Origin of the sequence: Streptomyces tendae, assembly GCF_008632955.1 — a bacterium.
Classification (GTDB): Bacteria; Actinomycetota; Actinomycetes; order Streptomycetales; family Streptomycetaceae; genus Streptomyces.
In genome coordinates, this window is the sequence record NZ_CP043959.1 from 1,592,707 (window position 1) to 1,614,245 (window position 21,539).

Sequence of the window (21,539 nt, forward strand, 5' to 3'; positions counted from 1 at the left end):
CGGCGGCTGCTCAGGGGGCAGGGGCGATGGACAGCGAGGGTACCCAGGACGCGCGGGGCACACAGGCCGGTCCCGTGCCGCGCCCGGCGGGACCACCTCAGGTACCGGCGGCGCCACCGCGCCCTACCCGCGCACCGGGCATGCCGCCGCCCCCGGACGGGTCCGCGTTCCTGTCCTGGCTGCGCACCGCCCGCCCGGAGGCGCTCCCCGGCATCTGGCGGTTCGGGCACCGGCCCCGGCCCGAGGAGGAGCCGGAGCGCATCCCGGGACGCCAGTTGTTCAGCGGCGCGCTGATCGCGTTCCTCGTCGGCTGGCTGATCTGGTCCCTGCTGTGGAACGGCTACCTGGGCGGCTGGTGGCTGCTGCCGCTGTACGCGATGATCCCCGACTCCTGGGCCGAGCCGCACAGCTTCGCCTCCGTGGTGGTCGTCTACGCCTACTACGTGCTCGTCGCCGGGATCATCATGGTCGGCGTGGGCCGGCTCGGCCGCTGGGGCGAGATCTGGCGCCGCTACGGTCCGCCCGCCTGGCGCCGCGCCCCCCGGGACGAGCCCCCGCCCGCCCCCGAGGAGGACCCGGCCGGCTGGCCCGCGCTGCGCGCCGCCGGCGCCGTCGACGCCGCCGAGCGGCTCGCCTCCGACGCCCGAGCCGGGATGATGCGGGACGTCGACCACGCCCGCATCGCCCGCGCCTGGCAGGGCGTGCGCAACGGCCGGCACAGCCTCGCCACCTTCACCGGGGCCGTGCTCAAGGACGGTGCCGCCGCCTGCCCGCACCCCTCCGGGGCCCGCGACCTGCCCGCCCGGCAGGCCCGGCACGACCTGCTCACCGGACAGGTCCGGCTCGGCACCACCGCCGACGACCCCCGCAACCCCTACGTCTACCGCGGCACCGGCCTCGCCCTCGGCCCGGACCTGCTCGGCACCTCCCTGCTCGCGGTCGGGCCGGCCGGGTCGGGCAAGACCGGCGGGGTGGTCCTGCCGGTCGCCGAGTCGCTGTGTCTCCAGGCGCTCGCCGGGAAGAGCGCCGTGGTGGTGGTCGGCGCGGCCGGCGCGGGCCTCGGCCCGGCCGACGCCTACGACGTCGTCGTCCGCATCGGCAGCCCCGACTCCGTCTACGACCTCGACCTGTACGGCGGCACCACCGACCCCGACGAGGCGGCGGCCGTGCTCGCCGAGGCGCTGGTCGGCGACCTGGCGGACCCGCACCCGGGCAGCGACAGCCGCCGCTCCACCACCGTCCTCGCCCAGCTCCTCGGCCCGTTCCGCGCGGTGCACGGCCGTTTCCCGTCGGTGCCCGAACTGCGGCAGCTCCTCGACGGCGCCCCCGGCCCGCTGGCCGCCCTGCGCAAGGGGCTGCAGGACGCGGGCCAGGAGTCGCTGCTGCGTGAACTCGACGCCCGCGAACGGCAGCTGGCCCACCCCGGCGACGTGGGCGGGATCCTCGCCGACCGGGTGGCGCTGCTGGACCGGCCCGCCTTCGCCGGGTTCTTCGACACCTCGGGACAGTCCCGGCCGTTCTCCCTCAAGGCGCTCGACCACCCGGTCCGGGTGCGCGTGGACCTGCCCCAGCGGGGTCACGCCGACGCCTCGCGGATGCTGGCGCGCCTGGTGCTCGCGCAGTTCACCGCGAGCGTGACCGTACGCGAGGACCGCTCCCTGTTCGCCTGCCTGGTGCTGGACGACGCCACCGGCGTGATCACCCCCGAGGCCGTGCGCGGCATCCAGCGGCTGCGGTCGGCCAACGCCGGTGTGGTGCTGACCCTGCGCACCCTGGACGACGTGCCCCGGCCACTGCGCGGGCCGCTGCTCGGCGCCACCGGCTGCCGCATGGCGCTGGCCGGGCTCACCCCCTGGGACGGCCAGGACTTCGCCGAGGTCTGGGGCAAGGAGTGGACCGAGGCACGGGACGTCACCGACCGGCAGATCATCGCCGAGAGCCCGGCGGGCAAGGCGGTGCATGCGTTGCGCCGCGCGATCACCGGCAAGGCGCCGACCGCGCGGGCGGTCACCGTGCGTCAGGTCGAACGGGAACGGTGGTCGGCCTCCGAGCTGGCGCACGCGGTGCCCGCGGGACACGCGGTCCTGTCGCTGACGAACGTGAAGGGGGAGCACGCGCCGCCGCTGCTGGTGGACCTGCGGGAGTGACCTGACCCGGCCGCCGGGGACCGTACGGTGAGGCAGAATCGACACAGGTCGTTCATACGAGACGGCCAAAAGATCACTGTTCTCGCACACCCGACGCCGATCCGAAGGCTCACCGCCCCGATGCCCCCGACGCTCGCCTCGCTCGTCCACCACTCCGCGCTCAAGCTGACCGTGCGCGCGGGGGAGGACCGCCTCGACGCGCCCGTCCGGTGGGCGCACGCCAGTGAGCTCGCCGACCCCGTGCCGTACATGGAGGGCGGCGAGCTGCTGCTGATCACCGCGCTGAAGCTCGACGCGGAGGACCGCGAGGCGATGCGCCGCTACGTGAAGCGGCTGGCCGGGGCGGGCGTGGTCGGACTCGGGTTCGCCGTCGGCGTCCACTACGACGACATTCCCGAGGCGCTGGTCGAGGCCGCCCGCGAGGAAGGGCTGCCGCTGCTCGAGGTGCCGCGCCGTACCCCGTTCCTCGCCATCAGCAAGGCCGTCTCCGCCGCGATCGCCGCCGACCAGTACCGCGCGGTCACCGCCGGTTTCGCCGCCCAGCGGGAACTGACCCGGCAGACCCTCACCGACGGGCCCGAAGGGCTGCTGGCCGCGCTCGCCGCCCAGGTCGACGGCTGGGCCGCGCTGTACGACGCCTCCGGTGCCGTCGTCGCCGCCGCCCCGGACTGGGCGGCCCGGCGTGCCGCCCGGCTGACCGCGGAGGTCACCCGGCTGCGCGAACGGCCCACGCCCGCCTCCTCGGTGGTGGCGGGACCCGAGGACGAGGACCGGGTCGAACTGCACTCCCTCGGCACCGGACGCCGCCCCCGCGCCGCGCTCGCCGTCGGGACCGCGGCCGCGCCGGGCACCGCCGACCGCTACGCCGTCCACTCCGCCGTCGCGCTGCTCACCCTCACCACCGAACGTTCCCGCTCGCTGCACGCGGCCGAACAGCGCATCGGCGCGGCCGTGCTGCGCATGCTGCTCGCCGGGGAGCCGGATCACGCCCGGACGGTCGCCGGTGACCTGTACGGCGGTCTGCTCGACGCGCCGTTCCGGATCATCGTGGCCCGGGGCGAGGCGAACGGCGACGCCCTTGGAGCCCTCGCCGAGTCCGCCGAGTCCGCCGCGGCGCGCTCCGGCGAGGCGGTCCTCGTGGTGCCGGACGGAGAGCGGCTGGTCGTGCTGGCCGCCGACGGCGGCACCGTTGTCGGGGCCTGCTGCGACCACGCCGCCGCGCGGGAGGCCGCCCGCAAGACCGACGACGACGAACTGGTCGTCGGCCTGTCCGCGCCGGCCGGGCCGATCGCCGCGTCCGCCGCCTACAAGCAGGCCGAACAGGCGCTGTCCGTGGCCCGGCGGCGGGGCAGGGTGCTGGTGGAGCACGAGCAGATGGCCGCCGGTTCCGTACTGCCGCTGCTCGCCGACGACGCGGTCAAGGCGTTCGCGGACGGGCTGCTGCGGGCGCTGCGCGACCACGACGCGACCGGCCGCGGCGACCTCGTCGCCTCCCTGCGCGCCTGGCTCTCCCGCCACGGCCAGTGGGACGCGGCGGCGGCCGACCTGGGCGTCCACCGCCACACCCTGCGCTACCGGATGCGCCGCGTCGAGGAGATCCTCGGCCGCTCCCTGGACGACCCGGACGTCCGCATGGAGCTGTGGCTGGCCTTGAAGGCGACGGCCACCGACCCCGCCTGAGCCGGGGGCCGTCCGGCGGATCCCGCCGGGAACGCGGTGCCCGTGCCTCACACACCGGTCCCGGGCGCCGTCGGCCACGGTGCGGGCGGGTCTGCGGCGCCTGGGCGGGTACGGGGCGGTGGGGGCTGAGCGCGCGGTTCACCGCGCCCCTCGGGGCCGGTACTCCCGGGGTGGTGCCGCGCACGGCCGCTTCCGCTCGTCCGGTGTCAGGCCGCGACCCGAGCCGCCACGGCGATGCCGCGGCCGAGCGCACCGCACCCCGCTCATCCGCGCCCCCGGCGCAGCGGCCCTGTCGCCAAAGTGGCACGGACTCCCCGCGCACTACTCCGCCCCGGACAAACGTCGCACCGGCGTCCCGGACCTACCGTGGTGGCCAGCAACTCACGTACACCTCCTACGCGGAAGGGCCGGGACTCACGATGACTTCCACCCACGCCTTCTGGCTCGCCGGCCGCCAGGCCACCGGCGAGACCGCCTTCGACGTCACCTCCCCCTGGGACGGCCGGGTCGTCGGCGCCGTGAGCGTGCCGACCGACGCCCAGGTCGAGGAGGCCGTCGCCGCCGCGTACGCCGTGCGGGACGAGTTCGCCGCCACCCCCGCCCATGTCCGCGCCGCCGCCCTGGACCACGTCAGCCGGCGGCTGGCCGAGCGCACGGAAGAGATCGCCCGGGTCATCTCCGCCGAGAACGGCAAGCCGATGAAGTGGGCGCGCGGCGAGGTCGGCCGCGCCGTCTCCGTGTTCCGCTTCGCCTCCGAGGAGGCCCGCCGCTTCAACGGCGGCGAGGCGCAGCGCCTCGACACCGACGCGGGCGGCCAGGGCCGGCTCGCCTTCACCCGCCGCTTCCCCAAGGGCGTCGTGCTCGGTATCGCGCCGTTCAACTTCCCGCTGAACCTGTGCGCCCACAAGGTGGCCCCGGCGATCGCCGCCGGCGCGCCCATCGTCCTGAAGCCGGCGCCGGCCACCCCGCTGTCGGCGCTGGTCCTCGGCGAGCTGCTGGCCGAGACCGAGCTGCCCGCCGGTTCCTGGAGCATCCTTCCGGTCCCCAACGACCGCATGCCCGCACTGGTCCAGGACGAGCGGCTGCCGGTGATCTCCTTCACCGGCTCCGAGAAGGTCGGCTACGCGATCATGGACTCGGTGCCGCGCAAGCACTGCACCCTGGAGCTCGGCGGCAACGGCGCGGCCGTCGTCCTCGCCGACTTCGCGAGCGACGAGGACCTCGATTGGGCCGCGTCGCGCATCGCCACCTTCTCCAACTACCAGGGCGGCCAGTCCTGCATCTCCGTGCAGCGCGTGATCGCGGACGCCTCGGTGTACGACCGGCTGCTGCCGCGCATCGTCGCCGCCGTGGAGGCGCAGGTCACCGGTGACCCGTCCGACGACGCGACGGACGTCGGCCCGCTGGTCAGCGAGGACGCCGCCCGGCGCGTCGAGGAGTGGGTGCAGGAGGCCGTCGAGGCCGGCGCCACCCTGGTCACCGGTGGCAAGCGCGACGGCGCCTCGTACGCGCCGACCGTGCTGACCGACGTGCCGGCCGACGTCACGATCTCCTGCGAGGAGGTCTTCGGGCCGGTGCTGACGGTGCGCAAGGTGCACGGCGAGGAGGAGGCGTTCGCCGCCGTCAACGACTCCAAGTACGGCCTCCAGGCGGGGGTGTTCACCCACGACCTGCAGACCGCCTTCCGCGCCCACCGCGCCCTCGAGGTCGGCGGTGTGGTCGTCGGTGACGTGCCGTCCTACCGCGCCGACCAGATGCCGTACGGCGGCGTCAAGCAGTCCGGTGTGGGTCGCGAGGGCGTGCGGTTCGCGATGGAGGACTACACCTACGAGCGGGTCATGGTCCTCACCGGCCTCGCGCTCTGACGACGGGAACCCTCGTGCGAGGGCCCGGCACCGACAGCGGTCGGCGCCGGGCCCTTCCCGTGGCGGGACCGTGCCGCGCGTACCTGTGCCGTCCGCGCGTACCTCGTACCTGTGCCGCCCGCACGGACGGCACAGGTACGGTCACCGCACCGGCGCCGGCCCCGAGCTCGCCCGTACCGTCAGCTCGGGCGCGAGCAGCACGACCTCGTCGCGGCCCCGCCCGTCGAGCTTCGCGACCAGCTGCTCCACCGCGCGTCGGCCCATCTCCTGTGCGGGGAGGGCCACCGACGTCAGCCGGACCGAGGCCTGCACGGCGACCTGCTCCGGGCAGACCGCGACCACCGAGACGTCCTCGGGCACGGCCCGGCCCTGCTGCCGCAGCAGTGCGAGGAGCGGCTCGACCGCCGCCTCGTTCTGCACCACGAAGCCCGTGGTGTCCGGACGCTCGTCGAGGATCCGGGCGACCGTCACGGCGGTCGCGTCGTACCCGCCCTCGCAAGGGCGGTGCAGCAGCCGCAGCCCGGTCTCCCGCGCGCGGGTGCGCAGCCCGTCCAGGGTGCGCTCGGCGAAGCCGGTGTGCCGCTCGTAGACCGCCGGGGCCTCACCGATGACGGCGACGTCCCGGTGCCCTCGCTCGGCGAGATGGTCCACGCACAGTGCGCCGGTCGCCTTGAAGTCGAGGTCCACGCAGGTCAGGCCGGTGGCGTCGGCGGGCAGTCCGATCAGCACGGCCGGCTGGGCGGAAGCGCGCAGCACGGGCAGCCGCTCGTCGTCGAGCTCGACGTCCATGAGGATCATGCCGTCGGCGAGACCGCTGCCGGCGACCCGGCGCACCGCGTCGGGGCCCTCCTCGCCGGTGAGCAGCAGCACGTCGTACCCGTGGGCGCGGGCCGTGGTGGCCACCGCTATGGCGATCTCCATCATCACCGGCACGTACATGTCGGTCCGCAGCGGGACCATCAGGGCGATGACGTTGGACCTGCTGCTGGCCAGGGCGCGGGCGCCGGCGTTGGGGTGGTAGCCGAGCTCGCGGATGCTCCGCTCGACCCGCTGCCGGGTGGTAGCGGAGATGGACCGCTTGCCGCTGAGTACGTAGCTCACCGTGCTCGCCGAGACTCCGGCGTGCTGGGCGACCTCGGCGAGGGTGACCATCCGGCTCTCCCAGTGATGTGAAGCGCTTCGACAGTGCGCGGGAATGGTAAAAGTCCTTGTGAAGGCCAATCGACTCTAGCGTCAGCAAGCTCTTGCTGTCCAGAGAATCGAAGCGCTTCGACTGGAGAGTTCCCCATGGTCACCGCCGGGCGCGGATAGGCCGGACGGCGGCACGAAGGGTGGTGGGGTCGCTACGAATCGGGTACATACGATCGAGTAGCACCGGTCCGTACCGCAATGACTCCATCCTATTCGCGGCGAGGTGAGCCTCATGTCCGCAGTACCCGAGACGCCAGCGGCACCGTCCCGGCCGACCGTCACCGAGCGTGAGGCCCGTGAGGTCGCCGAGGCCGCACGGGAGCAGGACTGGCGCAAGCCCAGCTTCGCCAAGGAACTGTTCCTCGGCCGCTTCCGGCCGGACCTCATCCACCCCCACCCGCTCCCCGCCGACCAGGACGTCCAGCGCGGCGAGGAGTTCCTCGCCAAGCTCCGCGACTTCTGCGAGACACAGATCGACGGCGCCGCGATCGAGCGCGAGGCGGTCATCCCCGACGAGGTGATCACCGGACTCAAGGAGCTCGGCGCCCTCGGCATGAAGATCGACACCAAGTACGGCGGCCTCGGCCTCACCCAGGTGTACTACAACAAGGCCCTGGCCCTGGTCGGCTCCGCCAGCCCCGCGATCGGCGCGCTGCTCTCCGCCCACCAGTCCATCGGCGTCCCACAGCCGCTGAAGATCTTCGGCACGCCGGAGCAGAAGGAGACGTTCCTGCCGCGCTGCGCGCGCACCGACATCTCCGCCTTCCTCCTCACCGAGCCCGACGTGGGCTCCGACCCGGCCCGGCTCGCCACGACGGCGGTCCCCGACGGCGACGACTACGTGCTGGACGGCGTGAAGCTGTGGACCACCAACGGCGTGGTCGCCGACCTGCTGGTCGTCATGGCCCGCGTCCCCACGTCGGAGGGCCACCGGGGCGGCATCACCGCCTTCGTCGTGGAGGCGTCCTCCGAGGGCGTCACCGTGGAGAACCGCAACGCCTTCATGGGCCTGCGCGGCCTGGAGAACGGCGTCACCCGCTTCCATCAGGTGCGCGTCCCCGCGTCCCACCGCATCGGCGAGGAGGGGCAGGGCCTGAAGATCGCCCTGACCACCCTCAACACCGGACGGCTGTCCCTGCCCGCGATGTGCGTCGGCGCCGGCAAGTGGTGCCTGAAGATCGCCCGCGAGTGGTCCGCCGTCCGCGCGCAGTGGGGCAAGCCGGTCGCGCTGCACGAGGCCGTCGGCTCCAAGATCGCGTTCATCGCGGCGACCACCTTCGCGCTGGAGGCCGTGGTCGACCTGTCCTCGCAGATGGCCGACGAGGACCGCAACGACATCCGCATCGAGGCCGCCCTCGCCAAGCTGTACGGCTCGGAGATGGCCTGGCTGATGGCCGACGAACTGGTACAGATCCGCGGCGGACGCGGCTTCGAGACCGCCGACTCGCTGCGGGCCCGCGGGGAGCGGGCGGTCCCGGCCGAGCAGATGCTGCGCGACCTGCGCATCAACCGAATCTTCGAGGGCTCGACCGAGATCATGCACCTGCTGATCGCGCGCGAGGCCGTCGACGCCCACCTGTCGGTCGCCGGGGACCTCATCGACCCCGACAAGAGCCTCGGCGACAAGGCGAGGGCGGGCGCGAACGCGGGCGTCTTCTACGCCAAATGGCTGCCGAAACTGGTCGCGGGACCCGGCCGGCTCCCGGGCGCGTACGGCGACTTCAAGCACGGCATCGACCTCTCCCCGCACCTGCGCTACGTCGAGCGCAGCTCCCGCAAGCTCGCCCGCTCCACCTTCTACGCCATGTCCCGCTGGCAGGGCCGGATGGAGACCAAGCAGGGCTTCCTCGGCCGGATCGTCGACATCGGCGCCGAACTGTTCGCGATGAGCGCCGCGTGCGTCCGCGCGGAACTGCTGCGCAGCCGGGGCGACCACGGCCGCGAGGCCTACCAGCTCGCCGACGCCTTCTGCCGCCAGGCACGGCTGCGCGTCGAGGAACTGTTCGGCCGGCTCTGGAGCAACACCGACGACCTCGACCGCAAGGTCGTCAAGAACGTCCTCGCGGGCAGTTACGCGTGGCTGGAGGACGGCGTCGTCGACCCCTCCGGCGACGGACCGTGGATCGCGGACGCCACCCCCGGCCCGCCCACCCGGGACAACGTGCACCGGCCGATCCGCTGAACCGGCGCGGGACGGGGGCCGCAGGAGGGCGCGGTCCCCGCCCGCGCGCCGCGCACGGAGGGACACGCCCCCGGGGTACCGGGGCGGCGCCCCCGCGGCGGCCGGGACCGGACACAATGGGGGCCATGACCGACGCTCCAGCCCCCCTCGCCGACCCGCACCTGGTGTACGACCCCGTCGCGGGAGACGGCCCGAAGGACGTGGTGATCCTCGGCTCCACCGGGTCGATCGGCACCCAGGCCATCGACCTCGTGCTGCGCAACCCCGACCGCTTCCGGGTCACCGCCCTGTCCGCGAACGGCGGCAGGATCGCCCTCCTCGCCGAGCAGGCGCACCGTCTGCGGGTCCGCACGGTCGCCGTAGCCCGCGAGGACGTCGTACCGGAGCTGCGCGAGGCGCTGGCGGCGCGGTACGGCGCGGGGGAGCCGCTGCCCGAGATCCTCGCCGGGCCGCGGGCGGCCACCGAGGTCGCCGCCTCCGCCTGCCACACCGTCCTGAACGGCATCACCGGCTCCATCGGACTCGCCCCGACCCTCGCCGCGCTGGAGGCGGGCCGCACCCTCGCGCTCGCCAACAAGGAGTCACTCATCGTCGGCGGCCCGCTGGTGAAGGCGCTGGCCAAGCCCGGCCAGATCATCCCGGTGGACTCCGAGCACGCCGCGCTGTTCCAGGCGCTGGCCGCCGGCACCCGCGCCGACGTCCGCAAGCTCGTCGTCACCGCCTCCGGCGGCCCGTTCCGCGGCCGCACCCGGCAGGAGCTGGCCGCGGTCACCGTCGAGGACGCCCTCGCCCACCCCACCTGGGCCATGGGCCCGGTCATCACGATCAACTCCGCGACCCTCGTCAACAAGGGCCTGGAGGTCATCGAGGCGCACCTGCTCTACGACATTCCCTTCGACCGCATTGAGGTCGTCGTGCATCCCCAGTCGTATGTCCACTCGATGGTTGAGTTCACGGACGGATCGACACTGGCCCAGGCGACGCCCCCCGACATGAGGGGCCCCATCGCCATCGGCCTCGGCTGGCCCGAACGGGTCCCCGACGCCGCCCCGGTCTTCGACTGGAGCAAGGCGTCCACCTGGGAGTTCTTCCCTCTCGACAACGAGGCGTTCCCCTCGGTGAACCTCGCCCGGCACGTCGGCGAACTCGCGGGAACCGCCCCGGCGGTGTTCAATGCCGCGAACGAGGAGTGCGTCGAGGCCTTCCGCACCGGTGCGCTGCCGTACCTCGGCATCATCGACACGGTCACCCGGGTGGTCGAGGAACACGGAACGCCGGCGGCGGGAACTTCCCTGACCGTGCCGGACGTCCTCGAAGCGGAGACCTGGGCCCGCGCGCGGGCCCGCGAACTGACCGACCGGACGGCGAGCGCGGAGGCGCGTGCATGACGACCCTGATGTTCATCCTCGGCATAGTCGTCTTCGCGGCCGGCCTGCTGTTCTCCATCGCCTGGCACGAACTGGGGCATCTGTCCACGGCCAAGATGTTCGGCATCCGGGTGCCGCAGTACATGGTCGGCTTCGGCCCGACGATCTGGTCACGGCGCAAGGGCGAGACCGAGTACGGCGTCAAGGCGATCCCGTTCGGCGGCTACATCCGGATGATCGGCATGTTCCCGCCCGGCCCCGACGGCCGGCTGGAGGCCCGCTCCACGTCCCCGTGGCGCGGGATGATCGAGGACGCCCGCTCCGCGGCCTTCGAGGAACTGCGGCCCGGCGACGACAAGCGCCTGTTCTACACGCGCAAGCCGTGGAAACGGGTCGTCGTGATGTTCGCCGGCCCGTTCATGAACCTGATCCTCGCGGTCGTGCTGTTCCTCATTGTGCTGATGGGCTTCGGCATCCAGCAGCAGACCACCACCGTCAGCTCGGTCTCCCAGTGCGTGATCTCGCAGAGCGAGAACCGCGACGACTGCAAGACGTCCGACCCCCGGTCCCCGGCCGCCGCGGCCGGCATGCGGGCCGAGGACAGGATCGTCGCCTTCGACGGGGTCAGGACCGACGACTGGGGCACCCTGTCCGACCTCATCCGCGACAGCGCCGGCAAGGACGTGGCGATCGTCGTCGACCGCGGCGGCAAGGAGGTGACGCTGCACGCCACCATCGCCACCAACATGGTCGCCAAGAAGGACGGCAACGGCACCTACGTCGAGGGCGAGTACGTCAAGGCAGGCTTCCTCGGCTTCAGCGCCGCCACCGGAGTCGTCAAGCAGGACCTCGGCGACTCCGTGACCTGGATGACCGACCGGGTCGGGGACGCCATCGATTCCCTCGCCGCCCTGCCGTCCAAGATCCCCGCCCTGTGGGACGCCGCCTTCGGCGACGGCCCCAGAGAGCCGGACTCCCCGATGGGCGTCGTCGGCGCGGCCCGCGTCGGAGGGGAGATCGCCACCCTGGACATCCCGGCCACGCAACAGCTGGCCATGTTCGTGATGCTCCTCGCGGGCTTCAACCTCTCCCTGTTCCTGTTCAACATGCTGCCGCTGCTGCCGCTCGACGGCGGACACATCGCGGGCGCGCTGTGGGAGTCGCTGCGCCGCAACCTCGCCCGCGTGCTGCGCCGCCCCGACCCGGGCCCCTTCGACGTGGCGAAGCTGATGCCCGTCGCCTACGTGGTGGCCGGGATCTTCGTCTGCTTCACGATCCTCGTCCTGATCGCGGACGTGGTGAACCCGGTACGCATCTCCTGACCGGTCCGCCCCACGACACCCGCCGTTCACGACGGCCCGGAACCATGAGGTTCCGGGCCGTCGCCCTTTGGGTGGGTTTACGGGCGCGATGTGCTTGAGCATTGGCCATTGCCGTAATCTCGGAGCCCGGAGCCCGCTGCTCACGGGGAGCCGGACCTTGATCCACGACTTGGGGTTGCACAGCAGATGACTGCGATTTCTCTCGGCATGCCGTCCGTCCCGACCACGCTCGCCGTGCGCCGGAAGAGCCGGCGGATCCAGGTCGGATCCGTGGCGGTGGGCGGGGATGCGCCGGTGTCGGTGCAGTCGATGACGACGACGCGGACGTCGGACATCGGTGCGACGCTGCAGCAGATCGCGGAGCTGACCGCGTCGGGCTGCCAGATCGTGCGCGTGGCGTGCCCGACGCAGGACGACGCGGACGCGCTGGCGGTGATCGCGAGGAAGTCGCAGATCCCGGTGATCGCGGACATCCACTTCCAGCCCAAGTACGTGTTCGCCGCGATCGAGGCGGGCTGCGCGGCGGTGCGGGTGAACCCGGGCAACATCAAGAAGTTCGACGACCAGGTCAAGGAGATCGCGAAGGCGGCGAAGGACCACGGCACCCCGATCCGTATCGGGGTGAACGCGGGCTCGCTGGACCGGCGGCTGCTGCAGAAGTACGGCAAGGCCACTCCCGAGGCGCTGGCGGAGTCGGCGCTGTGGGAGGCGTCGCTGTTCGAGGAGCACGACTTCCGTGACATCAAGATCTCGGTGAAGCACAACGACCCGGTCGTCATGGTCGAGGCCTACCGGCAGCTCGCCGCGCAGTGCGACTACCCCCTCCACCTCGGCGTCACCGAGGCCGGTCCGGCGTTCCAGGGCACGATCAAGTCCGCCGTCGCCTTCGGCGCGCTGCTCTCCCAGGGCATCGGGGACACGATCCGTGTCTCCCTGTCCGCGCCGCCGGTGGAGGAGGTCAAGGTCGGCATCCAGATCCTGGAGTCGCTCAACCTGCGTCAGCGCGGCCTGGAGATCGTCTCCTGCCCGTCGTGCGGGCGGGCGCAGGTGGACGTGTACAAGCTGGCCGAGGAGGTCACGGCGGGCCTGACGGGTATGGAGGTGCCGTTGCGGGTCGCGGTGATGGGCTGTGTGGTGAACGGCCCCGGTGAGGCGCGTGAGGCGGACCTGGGTGTGGCCTCGGGGAACGGCAAGGGGCAGATCTTCGTGAAGGGCGAAGTCATCAAGACCGTGCCGGAGTCGAAGATCGTGGAGACGCTGATCGAGGAGGCGATGAAGATCGCCGAGCAGATGGAGAAGGACGGTGTGGCCTCCGGCGAACCGCAGATCGCGGTGGCCGGCTGACGCCGCCCGTCCAGGACCGCGGGATCCGGGGGCGGCGGCCCCCGGCGTCCGCGGGTACAGTGCGGAAATCAGGCAGACCCCTTTGTGTGAGGCCCCGCACGTGTTGACGCAGACCACTTCCCGGGTCCTCGAGCCGAGCGACCTGGACGCCGCACTCGCCGTACTCGACCGTGACCCGGTGGCGAACGCCTTCGTGACCGCCCGCGTGCAGATCGCGGGCCTCGACCCGTGGCGGCTCGGCGGCGAGATGTGGGGCTGGTACGAGGACGGCATCCTGACCTCCCTGTGCTACGCCGGTGCCAACCTCGTCCCCATCTGCGCCACCCCCCGCGCCGTCCGCGCCTTCGCCGACCGCGCCCGTCGCGCCGGCCGCCGCTGCTCCTCCGTCGTCGGCCCGGCCGAGGCCACCGCGGAACTCTGGCGGCTGCTCGAACCCCAGTGGGGCCCGGCCCGCGAGGTCCGCGCCCACCAGCCGCTGCTGGTCACCGACCGCATGCCCGAGGCGATAGCCCCCGACCCGTACGTCCGCCGCGTCCGCAAGGACGAACTGGAGACGATCATGCCGGCGTGCGTGGCGATGTTCACCGAGGAGGTCGGCGTCTCCCCGCTGGCCGGCGACGGCGGACTGCTCTACCAGGCCCGGGTCGCCGAACTGGTCGGCTCGGGCCGTTCCTTCGCCCGCTTCGACGCCGACGGCAACGTCGTCTTCAAGGCCGAGATCGGCGCCGCGACCGACCGCGCCTGCCAGATCCAGGGCGTCTGGGTGGCCCCCGAGCACCGCGGCCGGGGCGTCGCCGCCCCCGGCATGGCCGCCGTCCTGCGCTACGCCCTCGCCGACGTCGCCCCCCTGGTGAGCCTCTACGTCAACGACTTCAACACCGCCGCCCGCCGCACGTACGACAGGGTGGGCTTCCGTGAGGTCGGTGCCTTCATGAGCGTGCTGTTCTGACCGGCCCGTCCCTGTAGTCTCGCCGGCATGCTGCGCTTTCCCGGTCACGGCCGACCCGAGCCCGACGACATCGTGATCGGCCCCCTCGACCTGCCCGGCAACGTCGACGAGGCGCTGGCGGTGCAGGCGGTGGCCTTCGGACTCGGCCCCGACGAGGTCGCCGTCCGCCGGCAGATCGTGCTGCGCCACATGACGTTCCCCGGGGCCCGGGCCTTCGGCGCGACCGTAAGGGGCCGGCTGGCCGGCTTCGTCTACGGCATGCCGAACGACCGCACGCACTGGTGGTCCACCGTCGTCGAGCCGTATCTGCGCGCCCAGGGGCACGAGGACTGGCTCGACGACTCCTTCGTCATCACCGAGCTGCACGTCCACCCGCGCCACCAGAAGCACGGCATCGGCCGCGCCCTGATCACCACCATCACCGACGGCGCGACCCAGCCCCGGTCGATCCTCTCCGCCCTCGACATCGAGAGCCCCGCCCGCCGCCTGTACCGCTCGCTGGGCTACCAGGACCTCGCCCGCCAGGTCCACTTCCCGAGCGCGTCCACCCCGTACGCCGTGATGGGCGCCCCTCTGCCACTCCTGCGCGCATAACCGATTTCCGCCGCCCCGTGCCGCCCGGCTAACCTCGCCTTCATCACCTAGACGCAGCAGGAGTACGAGAACCATGGCGAACGCACCGGTCCAGCGCATGTCCCAGTTGATGGCGAAGACGCTGCGCGACGACCCGGCGGACGCCGAGGTCCTCAGCCACAAGCTGCTGGTCCGCGCGGGCTACGTGCGCCGCACCGCCGCCGGCATCTGGACGTGGCTGCCCCTCGGCAAGAAGGTGCTCGCCAACGTCGAGCGGATCGTCCGCGAGGAGATGGACGCCATCGGCGCCCAGGAGGTGCTGCTCCCCGCCCTGCTGCCGCGCGAGCCCTACGAGGCCACCGGCCGCTGGGACGAGTACGGTGCCGAGCTCTTCCGCCTCCAGGACCGCAAGGGCGGCGACTACCTCCTCGGACCCACCCACGAGGAGATCTTCACGCTGATGGTGAAGGACCAGGCGTCCTCCTACAAGGACCTGCCGGTGATCCTCTACCAGATCCAGAGCAAGTTCCGGGACGAGGCTCGCCCCCGCGCCGGCATCCTGCGCGGCCGGGAGTTCCTGATGAAGGACTCCTACTCCTTCGACCTGGAGGACGAGGGCCTGGCCCGGTCCTACGCCCTGCACCGCGCCGCCTACCAGAAGATCTTCGAGCGCCTGGGCCTCGACTACCGCATCTGCGCGGCCACCGCCGGCGCCATGGGCGGCTCGAAGTCCGAGGAGTTCCTCGCGCCCGCCGAGGCCGGCGAGGACACCTTCGCCGACTGCCCCAACTGCGACTTCGCCGCCAACACCGAGGCCGTCTCGTACGAGTTGAAGCCCGTGGACGGCTCCGGTGTCCCGGCCGCCGAGGAGATCCCCACCCCCGACACCCCCACCATCGAGACGCTCGCCGCCCAGCTCGGCGTCCCGGCCTCGGCCACGCTGAAGAACCTGCTGGTCAAGGTGGACGGCGAGATCGTGGCCGTGGGCGTGCCCGGTGACCGCGAGGTCGACATGGACAAGGTCGAGGCGCACTTCGCCCCGGCCGCGGTCGAGATGGTCACCGAGGCGGACTTCATCGCTCGCCCGGACCTGGTGCGCGGGTACGTCGGCCCGCAGGGCCTGGACAAGGTGACGTACGTCGCCGACCCGCGCGTCGCGCCCGGCACCGCCTGGATCACCGGCGCCAACAAGGCCGACACCCACGCGAAGAACGTCGTCGCCGGCCGCGACTTCGAGGTCGACGCGTACGTGGACGTCGTGGTCGTGGAGGAGGGCGACCCCTGCCCCCGCTGCGGCACCGGCCTCAAGCTGGACCGTGCCATCGAGATCGGCCACATCTTCCAGCTGGGCCGCAAGTACGCCGACGCCCTCAAGCTCGACGTCCTCGGCCAGAACGGCAAGCCGGTCCGCGTCACCATGGGTTCCTACGGCGTCGGCGTGTCCCGCGCGGTGGCGGCCCTCGCCGAGCAGACCGCCGACGACAAGGGCCTGTGCTGGCCCGCCGAGGTGGCCCCGGCCGACGTGCACGTGGTCGCCGCCGGCAAGGCGCTCCAGACCGAGCTGGCCCTCGACGTCTCCGAGAAGCTGTCCGCAGCGGGCGTCCGCGTCCTGGTCGACGACCGGGCCGGTGTCTCCCCGGGCGTGAAGTTCACCGACTCCGAGCTGATCGGTGTGCCGCAGATCCTGGTGGCCGGCCGCCGCGCCGCCGACGGCGTCGTGGAGCTGAAGGACCGCCGGACCGGCGAGCGCGAGGAGCTGACCGTCGACGAGGCGGTCGCCAGGCTCACCGACCGCCGGTAACGACCGTCAGGGGGCCGCCCGGCCGCGAACGGATTCCGTCCGCGGCCGGGCGGCCCCGTGCCGTCAGCAGGCCTCCGCCGAGAGCGCGCGGCCGAGCAGACCGGCGGGCAGGTCCAGCCGTTCGCCGCAGAAGCACCGGAGGACGGTGCCGGGCCCCTCCGGCGCGCCCAGGTCGACGGTCAGGAGCGCCCGCAGTTCCCGGACCACGTCGAACAGGTGGGCGCCGCGTGCCACCAGCACGCTCACCTCGTCCGGATCCCAGACCACGATGTCCGGCAGATCGTCCGCCGTGTGAACGCGAATGCACATGACTGCCTCCCCAGGGATGACCACGATGGAACCGCGGACCGGCACCGCCACGTCCGGGCGCGACCGGGAGGGCCTGCTGCGCAGGCTGGTCCGGCCCTGCCGCTCCGGACCGGCGGGCCGGCCGCCTGAGCCCGTGGACCGGCTGCGTCTTGAGCACGAACTGGCGGTGAGCCGGCTGCGGCTGGCGCGCTGGCAGCAGTACGCCGACGCCTACGAACGCCGGCTCGGCGACACCGAGCGGGAGCGGGCCCACCTGCTGGCCTGGCTCGCCGCCCTGCACCCGTTCAGCGCGGTCCTCACCCCGCTGACCGGACCAGGAAGGAGCCCACCGCCTCTGCCTGGTGGCCGGCGGCTGGCACCTGTCCTGGCGCATACCGCCCGGCGACCTCGCCCTCTTCGCCCACGTGCCCTTCCGCGCGGAGTCCGCCGCCGCGCACCCCGCGCCCGACCTCCACGACCAGGGTGCGCTGATCCGCCGTCACGTCCGGCTGCTGGCCATGGAGGGGGTCGTGCAGGCCGGCCGCGCCGGGACGGCAGGGGGGTCACCGCCGGCGCCTCCGGGCGGCCCCTGAGCCCGGCCCGGTGACGGCCCCGAGAGAGACTCCGGTCAGCAAGCTCGGGGAGGCTACGCCGACCGGACCCCGAGCGCCCCCCTGCCCGTGCAGGGGGGCGCGCCCCTGCCGGGACCTCGGGGCCGTCGAGGCCCACAGAGGTGCAGGCGTGCCCTACAGCCAGCTCGCGAACTCCAGCAGCAGCTCCGCGTCCCGTTCACGCCCCACGCGCCGGGCCCGTACGCCCGACTCCACCGCGCGGAACAGCGTCCAGCCGCGCAGCCGCTCCCGGTCGACCTCCAGCGACTCCGCGAGCCGCCGCACCCGCCGGCGCGTCGTCGTCGCGCCAGACGGCTGCGCGATCAGGTCCTCCACGCGGTCGCGCACCAGCCGTGCCAGATCGAAGGCGTGCTCCCCGACCACCGGGTCGGGACCCACCGCGAGCCACGGCATCCGGTCCCCCGAGAGCACCTTGCTCTGCCGGAACGTGCCGTGCAGCAGCCGGTGTTCCGGCGGTGCGGCCAGCAGCTCCTCGCGCGCCGTGAGCGCCGCGTCCACCAGCGGGGCCACCTCCGGAGCGCAGTCCGCGGTCGCCCGCATCGCCCGTGCCTGGCGCCCGGTGCGCTCGGCCACCGTCTCGAAGGCGTGGTCCTCCGGCGGGTCGACCCACAGCCTGCGCAGGGTCCCCGCCGCCTCCAGCAGCGCCTTGGCCTCCGGGAGCGTGCGCACCGAGACCTCGGGATGCAGCCGCTCCAGCAGCAGCTCGCCCTCCGTGCCGGCGCCCAGGGGCTCCAGCAGCTGGACCGCGCCCAGGCCGGCCCAGTGGGCCAGCGCGGCCCGCTCGCTCTCCGGCCGCGCACGGCGGGGCGCCAGCTTCAGCACGGACGGCGTGCCGTCGGACGTACGCACGAGCACCACCAGGCTGCTGCGCCCGCCCGGCAACTGCACCCGCTCCACCGTCAACTCGCGCCGCTCCACGGCCTCGCGTGCCAGGCCGGGCAGCTTCTCCAGCCAGTCGTCACCCTCGGGCGCCGACTCACCGAGCGCTCTCACCAGACGCTTCGGGGGTGCGAAAACCATGCGCGAGTCGTTCCTTCCTGCTGTACGCGGTGCCGGCCGCCCCCGTCATGTCAGGGTGTCGGCGCCGGGTCCCCCGACGCCGTACCGCCCCGCTCGGCGAGCCCAGGGAAGGCTACGCTCTCGCCGCTCCAGCGGACCGACCGCACCGCCGCCTCGCGCATCGCCCCGGCGGCCGACCTGCGTCGTTCGCCGTCGGTCGCGCGCACCAGGTCCGCGTAGACGCCGGCCACCCGGTTCTCCAGCTCGGCCGCCAGCCGCACCGCGGCGGCCGCGTCCGGCACCGGGAACGGCAGCGCGTAACCCGCCGCGGCGGCGACGGGAGAGCCGCCGGCGTCCTTCACCGCACGCACCAGCGTGTCCCGGCGCGCCCGGTGCGCGTCGTACGCGGTGCGTGCCTCGGTGCGCCGCTTCTCGCCGACCCGCCCGCCGACCACCCCGTAGCCGTAGACCGCCGCGTGCTCGGCGGCCAGCGCCGCCTGCAGCGCCCGCAGTTCCTCGTCCTGTGCCTCGCTCACCGTCCGGCCTCCGTCAGCAGGTACACATGGGCCGCGCCGGCCGCGGACACCGAGGCCAGCAGCCGGGCCAGCTCGGCCGGTGCGGTCAGCAGCTCCTCGGCCCGCCGGTCGGCGATCCGCCGCTCCTCGGCGACCAGTTGGGCGAGGGCGTCCTTCTCCGTCACGGGCACCGTGGCCGACGGTGAGGACGACGGCGCCGTCACGGCGGACGCCGAGGCCGACGGGCCGGGGGAGACCGACGGCTTGGGCGAGCGGGCCGCGCCCGCCTCGAACGCCTCCGTGTGCCGCACCACGTCCGCCCGCAGCGGACGCAGTTGTGCCGCGAGCTTCGGATGCGCGGCGAGGACCGCGTCGTACCGCTCGGCCAGCGCCCGGCTGTCCCGGGCGGCACGCGCGCGTGCCCGCTCCTCGGCGGAGGGACGCGCGGCGGCGGTGCCCGGGCCGCCGGATCCGGCGGAACAGCCCGCCACCAGCAGGGCCGCCGGGGCGGCGGCGAGCAGACTCCTTCTGCGCGGCCCCGAACGGGCGCGCGGAGACAGGGGGAACGACACGGCAGGCGTCCTCGGGGGGCTCGTGACGAACGGGGCTGGACGGAAGATCGGGCGGGGCCCGCGATCACCGTACCCGGGAGCCCGCCCGGCGGCGCCCAGCGGCACCTCGCCGACCGGGTGGACGGCAACACCCCCTGCGACCGGATACCCTTTGTGCAGACACGCGCACCGACCCACAACAGCACACGCGGCCGAGGAGTCACCCGGATGAGCACCACCCAGAGCGAGAGGCTTCGAGAACTTCTGGAACCGCTCGTCAGCTCCCAGGGCCTGGATCTCGAAGAGATCGCCGTGGACGCGGTCGGCCGCAAGCGGGTGCTGCGCGTCGTCGTCGACTCCGACACCGGTGCCGACCTCGACCGGATCGCCGATGTGAGCCGCGCGCTCTCGGCGAAGCTCGACGAGACCGACGTGATGGGCAGCGCGGAGTACACCCTCGAGGTCGGCACCCCCGGCGCGGAGCGCCTGCTGACCGAGCACCGCCACTACGTGCGCGCCACCGGCCGCCTGGTGCGGTTCCAGCTCGCCGAGGGCGGCGAACTGGTCGCCAGGATCATCGCGGCCGACGAGGAGGGCCTCGACCTCGAGGTCCCCGGGGTCAAGGGCCGCAAGCCCACCGCGCGCCGGCTCGCCTTCGACGACATCACCCGGGCGCGCGTCCAGGTCGAGTTCGGCCGCAAGGACGACGCGTCCGACAAGAACGACAAGAAGGAAGAGGAGGCGTAGCCGTGGACATCGACATGAGCGCCCTGCGGGGCTTGGTGCGGGAGAAGGAGATCTCCTTCGACCTGCTGGTCGAGGCGATCGAGTCGGCCCTCCTCATCGCCTACCACCGCACCGAGGGAAGCCGCCGGCACGCGCGCGTGGAGCTCGACCGGGAGACCGGACATGTGACCGTGTGGGCGAAGGAGGACCCCGACGACCTCGAGGAGGGCCAGGAGCCCCGCGAGTTCGACGACACCCCGTCCGGTTTCGGCCGTATCGCCGCGACCACGGCCAAGCAGGTCATCCTGCAGCGCCTGCGCGACGCCGAGGACGACGCGACGCTCGGCGAGTACGCCGGGCGTGAGGGCGACATCGTCACCGGAGTGGTGCAGCAGGGCCGGGACCCGAAGAACGTGCTGGTCGACATCGGCAAGCTGGAGGCCATCCTGCCCGTGCAGGAGCAGGTCCCCGGCGAGACCTACCCGCACGGCCTGCGCCTGCGGTCGTACGTCGTCCGGGTGGCCAAGGGCGTCCGCGGTCCGTCCGTCACCCTCTCGCGCACGCACCCCAACCTGGTGAAGAAGCTGTTCGCCCTGGAGGTGCCGGAGATCGCCGACGGCTCGGTGGAGATCGCCGCGATCGCCCGTGAGGCCGGACACCGCACCAAGATCGCCGTCCGCTCCGCCCGCTCGGGCCTGAACGCCAAGGGTGCCTGCATCGGCCCCATGGGCGGCCGGGTGCGCAACGTCATGGGCGAGCTGAACGGTGAGAAGATCGACATCGTCGACTGGTCCGACGACCCGGCCGAGATGGTGGCGAACGCCCTGTCGCCGGCCCGGGTCTCCAAGGTGGAGGTCGTCGACCTCGCAGCCCGGTCCGCCCGGGTCACCGTGCCGGACTACCAGCTGTCCCTGGCCATCGGCAAGGAGGGGCAGAACGCCCGCCTGGCCGCCCGGCTGACCGGCTGGAGGATCGACATCCGGCCGGACACGGAACAGACCGGGGAATAGATCCAAGCCGCGGTTGGCTGAGATCACGACAGCTTTGCTCGTTGCGGTGTTCGATTCTTGCCCCGGAGGGGTGAGGTCGGTCCGGGGAGGTAGACTGAGGAGTGTCTGGCCGGACACAGGCTGGCGTGTGCCCCGAGCGCACTTGCGTGGGGTGCCGCGAGCGAGCGGTCAAGGGCGAGCTGCTGCGGATCGTGGTGATCGAGGACGCGTGCGTCCCGGATCCACGCGGTACGCTGCCCGGCCGGGGTGCGTACGTACACCCCGTACCGGTCTGTCTCGACCAGGCGGTGCGCCGCAGGGCGTTCCCGCGGGCGTTCCGCGTCCCGGGACCGCTCGACGTAAAGGCGTTGCGCCACTACGTCGAGCAGGCACAAGGTTGCTGAGCAGTGGCTCCGTG

Annotated in this window: 19 protein-coding genes; 14 read left to right on the forward strand and 5 right to left on the reverse strand. The window is 73.1% G+C overall.

The genetic code is table 11. The annotated features are described in order from the left end of the window. Positions 1-26: 26 nt before the first annotated feature. The 3 genes from F3L20_RS07535 (at position 27) to F3L20_RS07545 (ending at position 5,692) form a co-directional block, all read left to right on the forward strand. Positions 27-2,147 carry an ATP-binding protein gene (locus F3L20_RS07535; RefSeq protein WP_150153233.1) on the forward strand — a complete coding sequence of 707 codons (2,121 nt, stop codon included), beginning with the start codon at positions 27-29 and terminating at the stop codon, positions 2,145-2,147. 120 nt (positions 2,148-2,267) lie between these two features. Further along, positions 2,268-3,827 (forward strand): PucR family transcriptional regulator, encoded by a 1,560-nt coding sequence (locus tag F3L20_RS07540; RefSeq protein ID WP_150153235.1) that lies wholly within the window; start codon positions 2,268-2,270, stop codon positions 3,825-3,827. A 419-nt stretch (positions 3,828-4,246) separates the two neighbouring features. Beyond that, positions 4,247-5,692 carry an aldehyde dehydrogenase family protein gene (locus F3L20_RS07545; protein WP_150153237.1) on the forward strand — a complete coding sequence of 482 codons (1,446 nt, stop codon included), beginning with the start codon at positions 4,247-4,249 and terminating at the stop codon, positions 5,690-5,692. A 141-nt stretch (positions 5,693-5,833) separates the two neighbouring features. On the opposite strand, the gene F3L20_RS07550 is transcribed toward F3L20_RS07545, so the two are convergent. Continuing rightward, positions 5,834-6,844, reverse strand: coding sequence for a LacI family DNA-binding transcriptional regulator (locus F3L20_RS07550; protein ID WP_150153239.1), 1,011 nt, complete (start codon positions 6,842-6,844; stop codon positions 5,834-5,836). Between the two features lie 271 nt (positions 6,845-7,115). Here F3L20_RS07550 and F3L20_RS07555 point away from each other — a divergent pair, with 271 nt between their 5' ends. The 7 genes from F3L20_RS07555 to F3L20_RS07585 all read left to right on the forward strand — a co-directional run bounded on the left by F3L20_RS07555 (position 7,116) and on the right by F3L20_RS07585 (position 16,421). Further along, positions 7,116-9,065, forward strand: a complete 1,950-nt coding sequence (locus F3L20_RS07555; RefSeq protein WP_150153241.1) for an acyl-CoA dehydrogenase family protein — start codon at positions 7,116-7,118, stop codon at positions 9,063-9,065. 125 nt (positions 9,066-9,190) lie between these two features. Next, entirely contained in the window at positions 9,191-10,453 is a 1,263-nt protein-coding gene (gene dxr / locus F3L20_RS07560; protein WP_150153243.1) for a 1-deoxy-D-xylulose-5-phosphate reductoisomerase, read from the forward strand. An 8-nt stretch (positions 10,454-10,461) separates the two neighbouring features. After that, a complete protein-coding gene (locus F3L20_RS07565) occupies positions 10,462-11,754 on the forward strand; it encodes a M50 family metallopeptidase (protein WP_150157256.1) in 1,293 nt (430 codons plus the stop codon). 186 nt (positions 11,755-11,940) lie between these two features. Next, on the forward strand, positions 11,941-13,098 hold the full coding sequence (ispG, locus tag F3L20_RS07570; RefSeq protein ID WP_150153245.1) for a flavodoxin-dependent (E)-4-hydroxy-3-methylbut-2-enyl-diphosphate synthase: 1,158 nt from the start codon (positions 11,941-11,943) through the stop codon (positions 13,096-13,098). A 100-nt stretch (positions 13,099-13,198) separates the two neighbouring features. After that, a complete protein-coding gene (locus F3L20_RS07575) occupies positions 13,199-14,047 on the forward strand; it encodes a GNAT family N-acetyltransferase (RefSeq protein ID WP_145829861.1) in 849 nt (282 codons plus the stop codon). Between the two features lie 27 nt (positions 14,048-14,074). Beyond that, positions 14,075-14,641, forward strand: a complete 567-nt coding sequence (locus F3L20_RS07580; RefSeq protein ID WP_150153247.1) for a GNAT family N-acetyltransferase — start codon at positions 14,075-14,077, stop codon at positions 14,639-14,641. Positions 14,642-14,714: 73 nt separating this feature from the next. Next, on the forward strand, positions 14,715-16,421 hold the full coding sequence (locus F3L20_RS07585; RefSeq protein ID WP_150153249.1) for a proline--tRNA ligase: 1,707 nt from the start codon (positions 14,715-14,717) through the stop codon (positions 16,419-16,421). A 63-nt stretch (positions 16,422-16,484) separates the two neighbouring features. Here the strand turns inward: F3L20_RS07585 and F3L20_RS07590 are convergent, their stop codons facing one another. Next, positions 16,485-16,730 (reverse strand): hypothetical protein, encoded by a 246-nt coding sequence (locus F3L20_RS07590; RefSeq protein WP_150153251.1) that lies wholly within the window; start codon positions 16,728-16,730, stop codon positions 16,485-16,487. Positions 16,731-17,071: 341 nt separating this feature from the next. On the opposite strand from F3L20_RS07590, the gene F3L20_RS07595 reads away from it, so the two are divergent. Next, positions 17,072-17,302, forward strand: a complete 231-nt coding sequence (locus tag F3L20_RS07595; protein WP_150153253.1) for a hypothetical protein — start codon at positions 17,072-17,074, stop codon at positions 17,300-17,302. Between the two features lie 153 nt (positions 17,303-17,455). Here the strand turns inward: F3L20_RS07595 and F3L20_RS07600 are convergent, their stop codons facing one another. Genes F3L20_RS07600 through F3L20_RS07610 form a run of 3 tightly spaced genes read right to left on the reverse strand, consistent with a single transcriptional unit; the run spans position 17,456 to position 19,427 of the window. Beyond that, a complete protein-coding gene (locus F3L20_RS07600; protein WP_150153255.1) occupies positions 17,456-18,361 on the reverse strand; it encodes an aminoglycoside phosphotransferase family protein in 906 nt (301 codons plus the stop codon). A gap of 50 nt (positions 18,362-18,411) precedes the next feature. Beyond that, complete coding sequence (locus F3L20_RS07605; RefSeq protein ID WP_150153257.1) at positions 18,412-18,876, reverse strand: ferritin-like domain-containing protein; 465 nt, start codon at positions 18,874-18,876, stop codon at positions 18,412-18,414. Continuing rightward, positions 18,873-19,427: a hypothetical protein gene (locus tag F3L20_RS07610; protein ID WP_150153259.1), complete on the reverse strand. Its 555-nt coding sequence runs from the start codon at positions 19,425-19,427 to the stop codon at positions 18,873-18,875. Before F3L20_RS07610 ends, F3L20_RS07605 begins: the two co-directional genes overlap by 4 nt. Before the next feature lie 207 nt (positions 19,428-19,634). Between F3L20_RS07610 and rimP the strand changes: the two genes are divergently transcribed. The 3 genes from rimP to F3L20_RS07625 all read left to right on the forward strand — a co-directional run bounded on the left by rimP (position 19,635) and on the right by F3L20_RS07625 (position 21,525). Then, complete coding sequence (gene rimP, locus F3L20_RS07615; protein ID WP_150153261.1) at positions 19,635-20,153, forward strand: ribosome maturation factor RimP; 519 nt, start codon at positions 19,635-19,637, stop codon at positions 20,151-20,153. A gap of 2 nt (positions 20,154-20,155) precedes the next feature. Next, a complete protein-coding gene (gene nusA / locus F3L20_RS07620) occupies positions 20,156-21,142 on the forward strand; it encodes a transcription termination factor NusA (protein WP_150153263.1) in 987 nt (328 codons plus the stop codon). 101 nt (positions 21,143-21,243) lie between these two features. Beyond that, positions 21,244-21,525 carry a YlxR family protein gene (locus F3L20_RS07625; RefSeq protein ID WP_078541316.1) on the forward strand — a complete coding sequence of 94 codons (282 nt, stop codon included), beginning with the start codon at positions 21,244-21,246 and terminating at the stop codon, positions 21,523-21,525. Positions 21,526-21,539 lie beyond the last annotated feature (14 nt).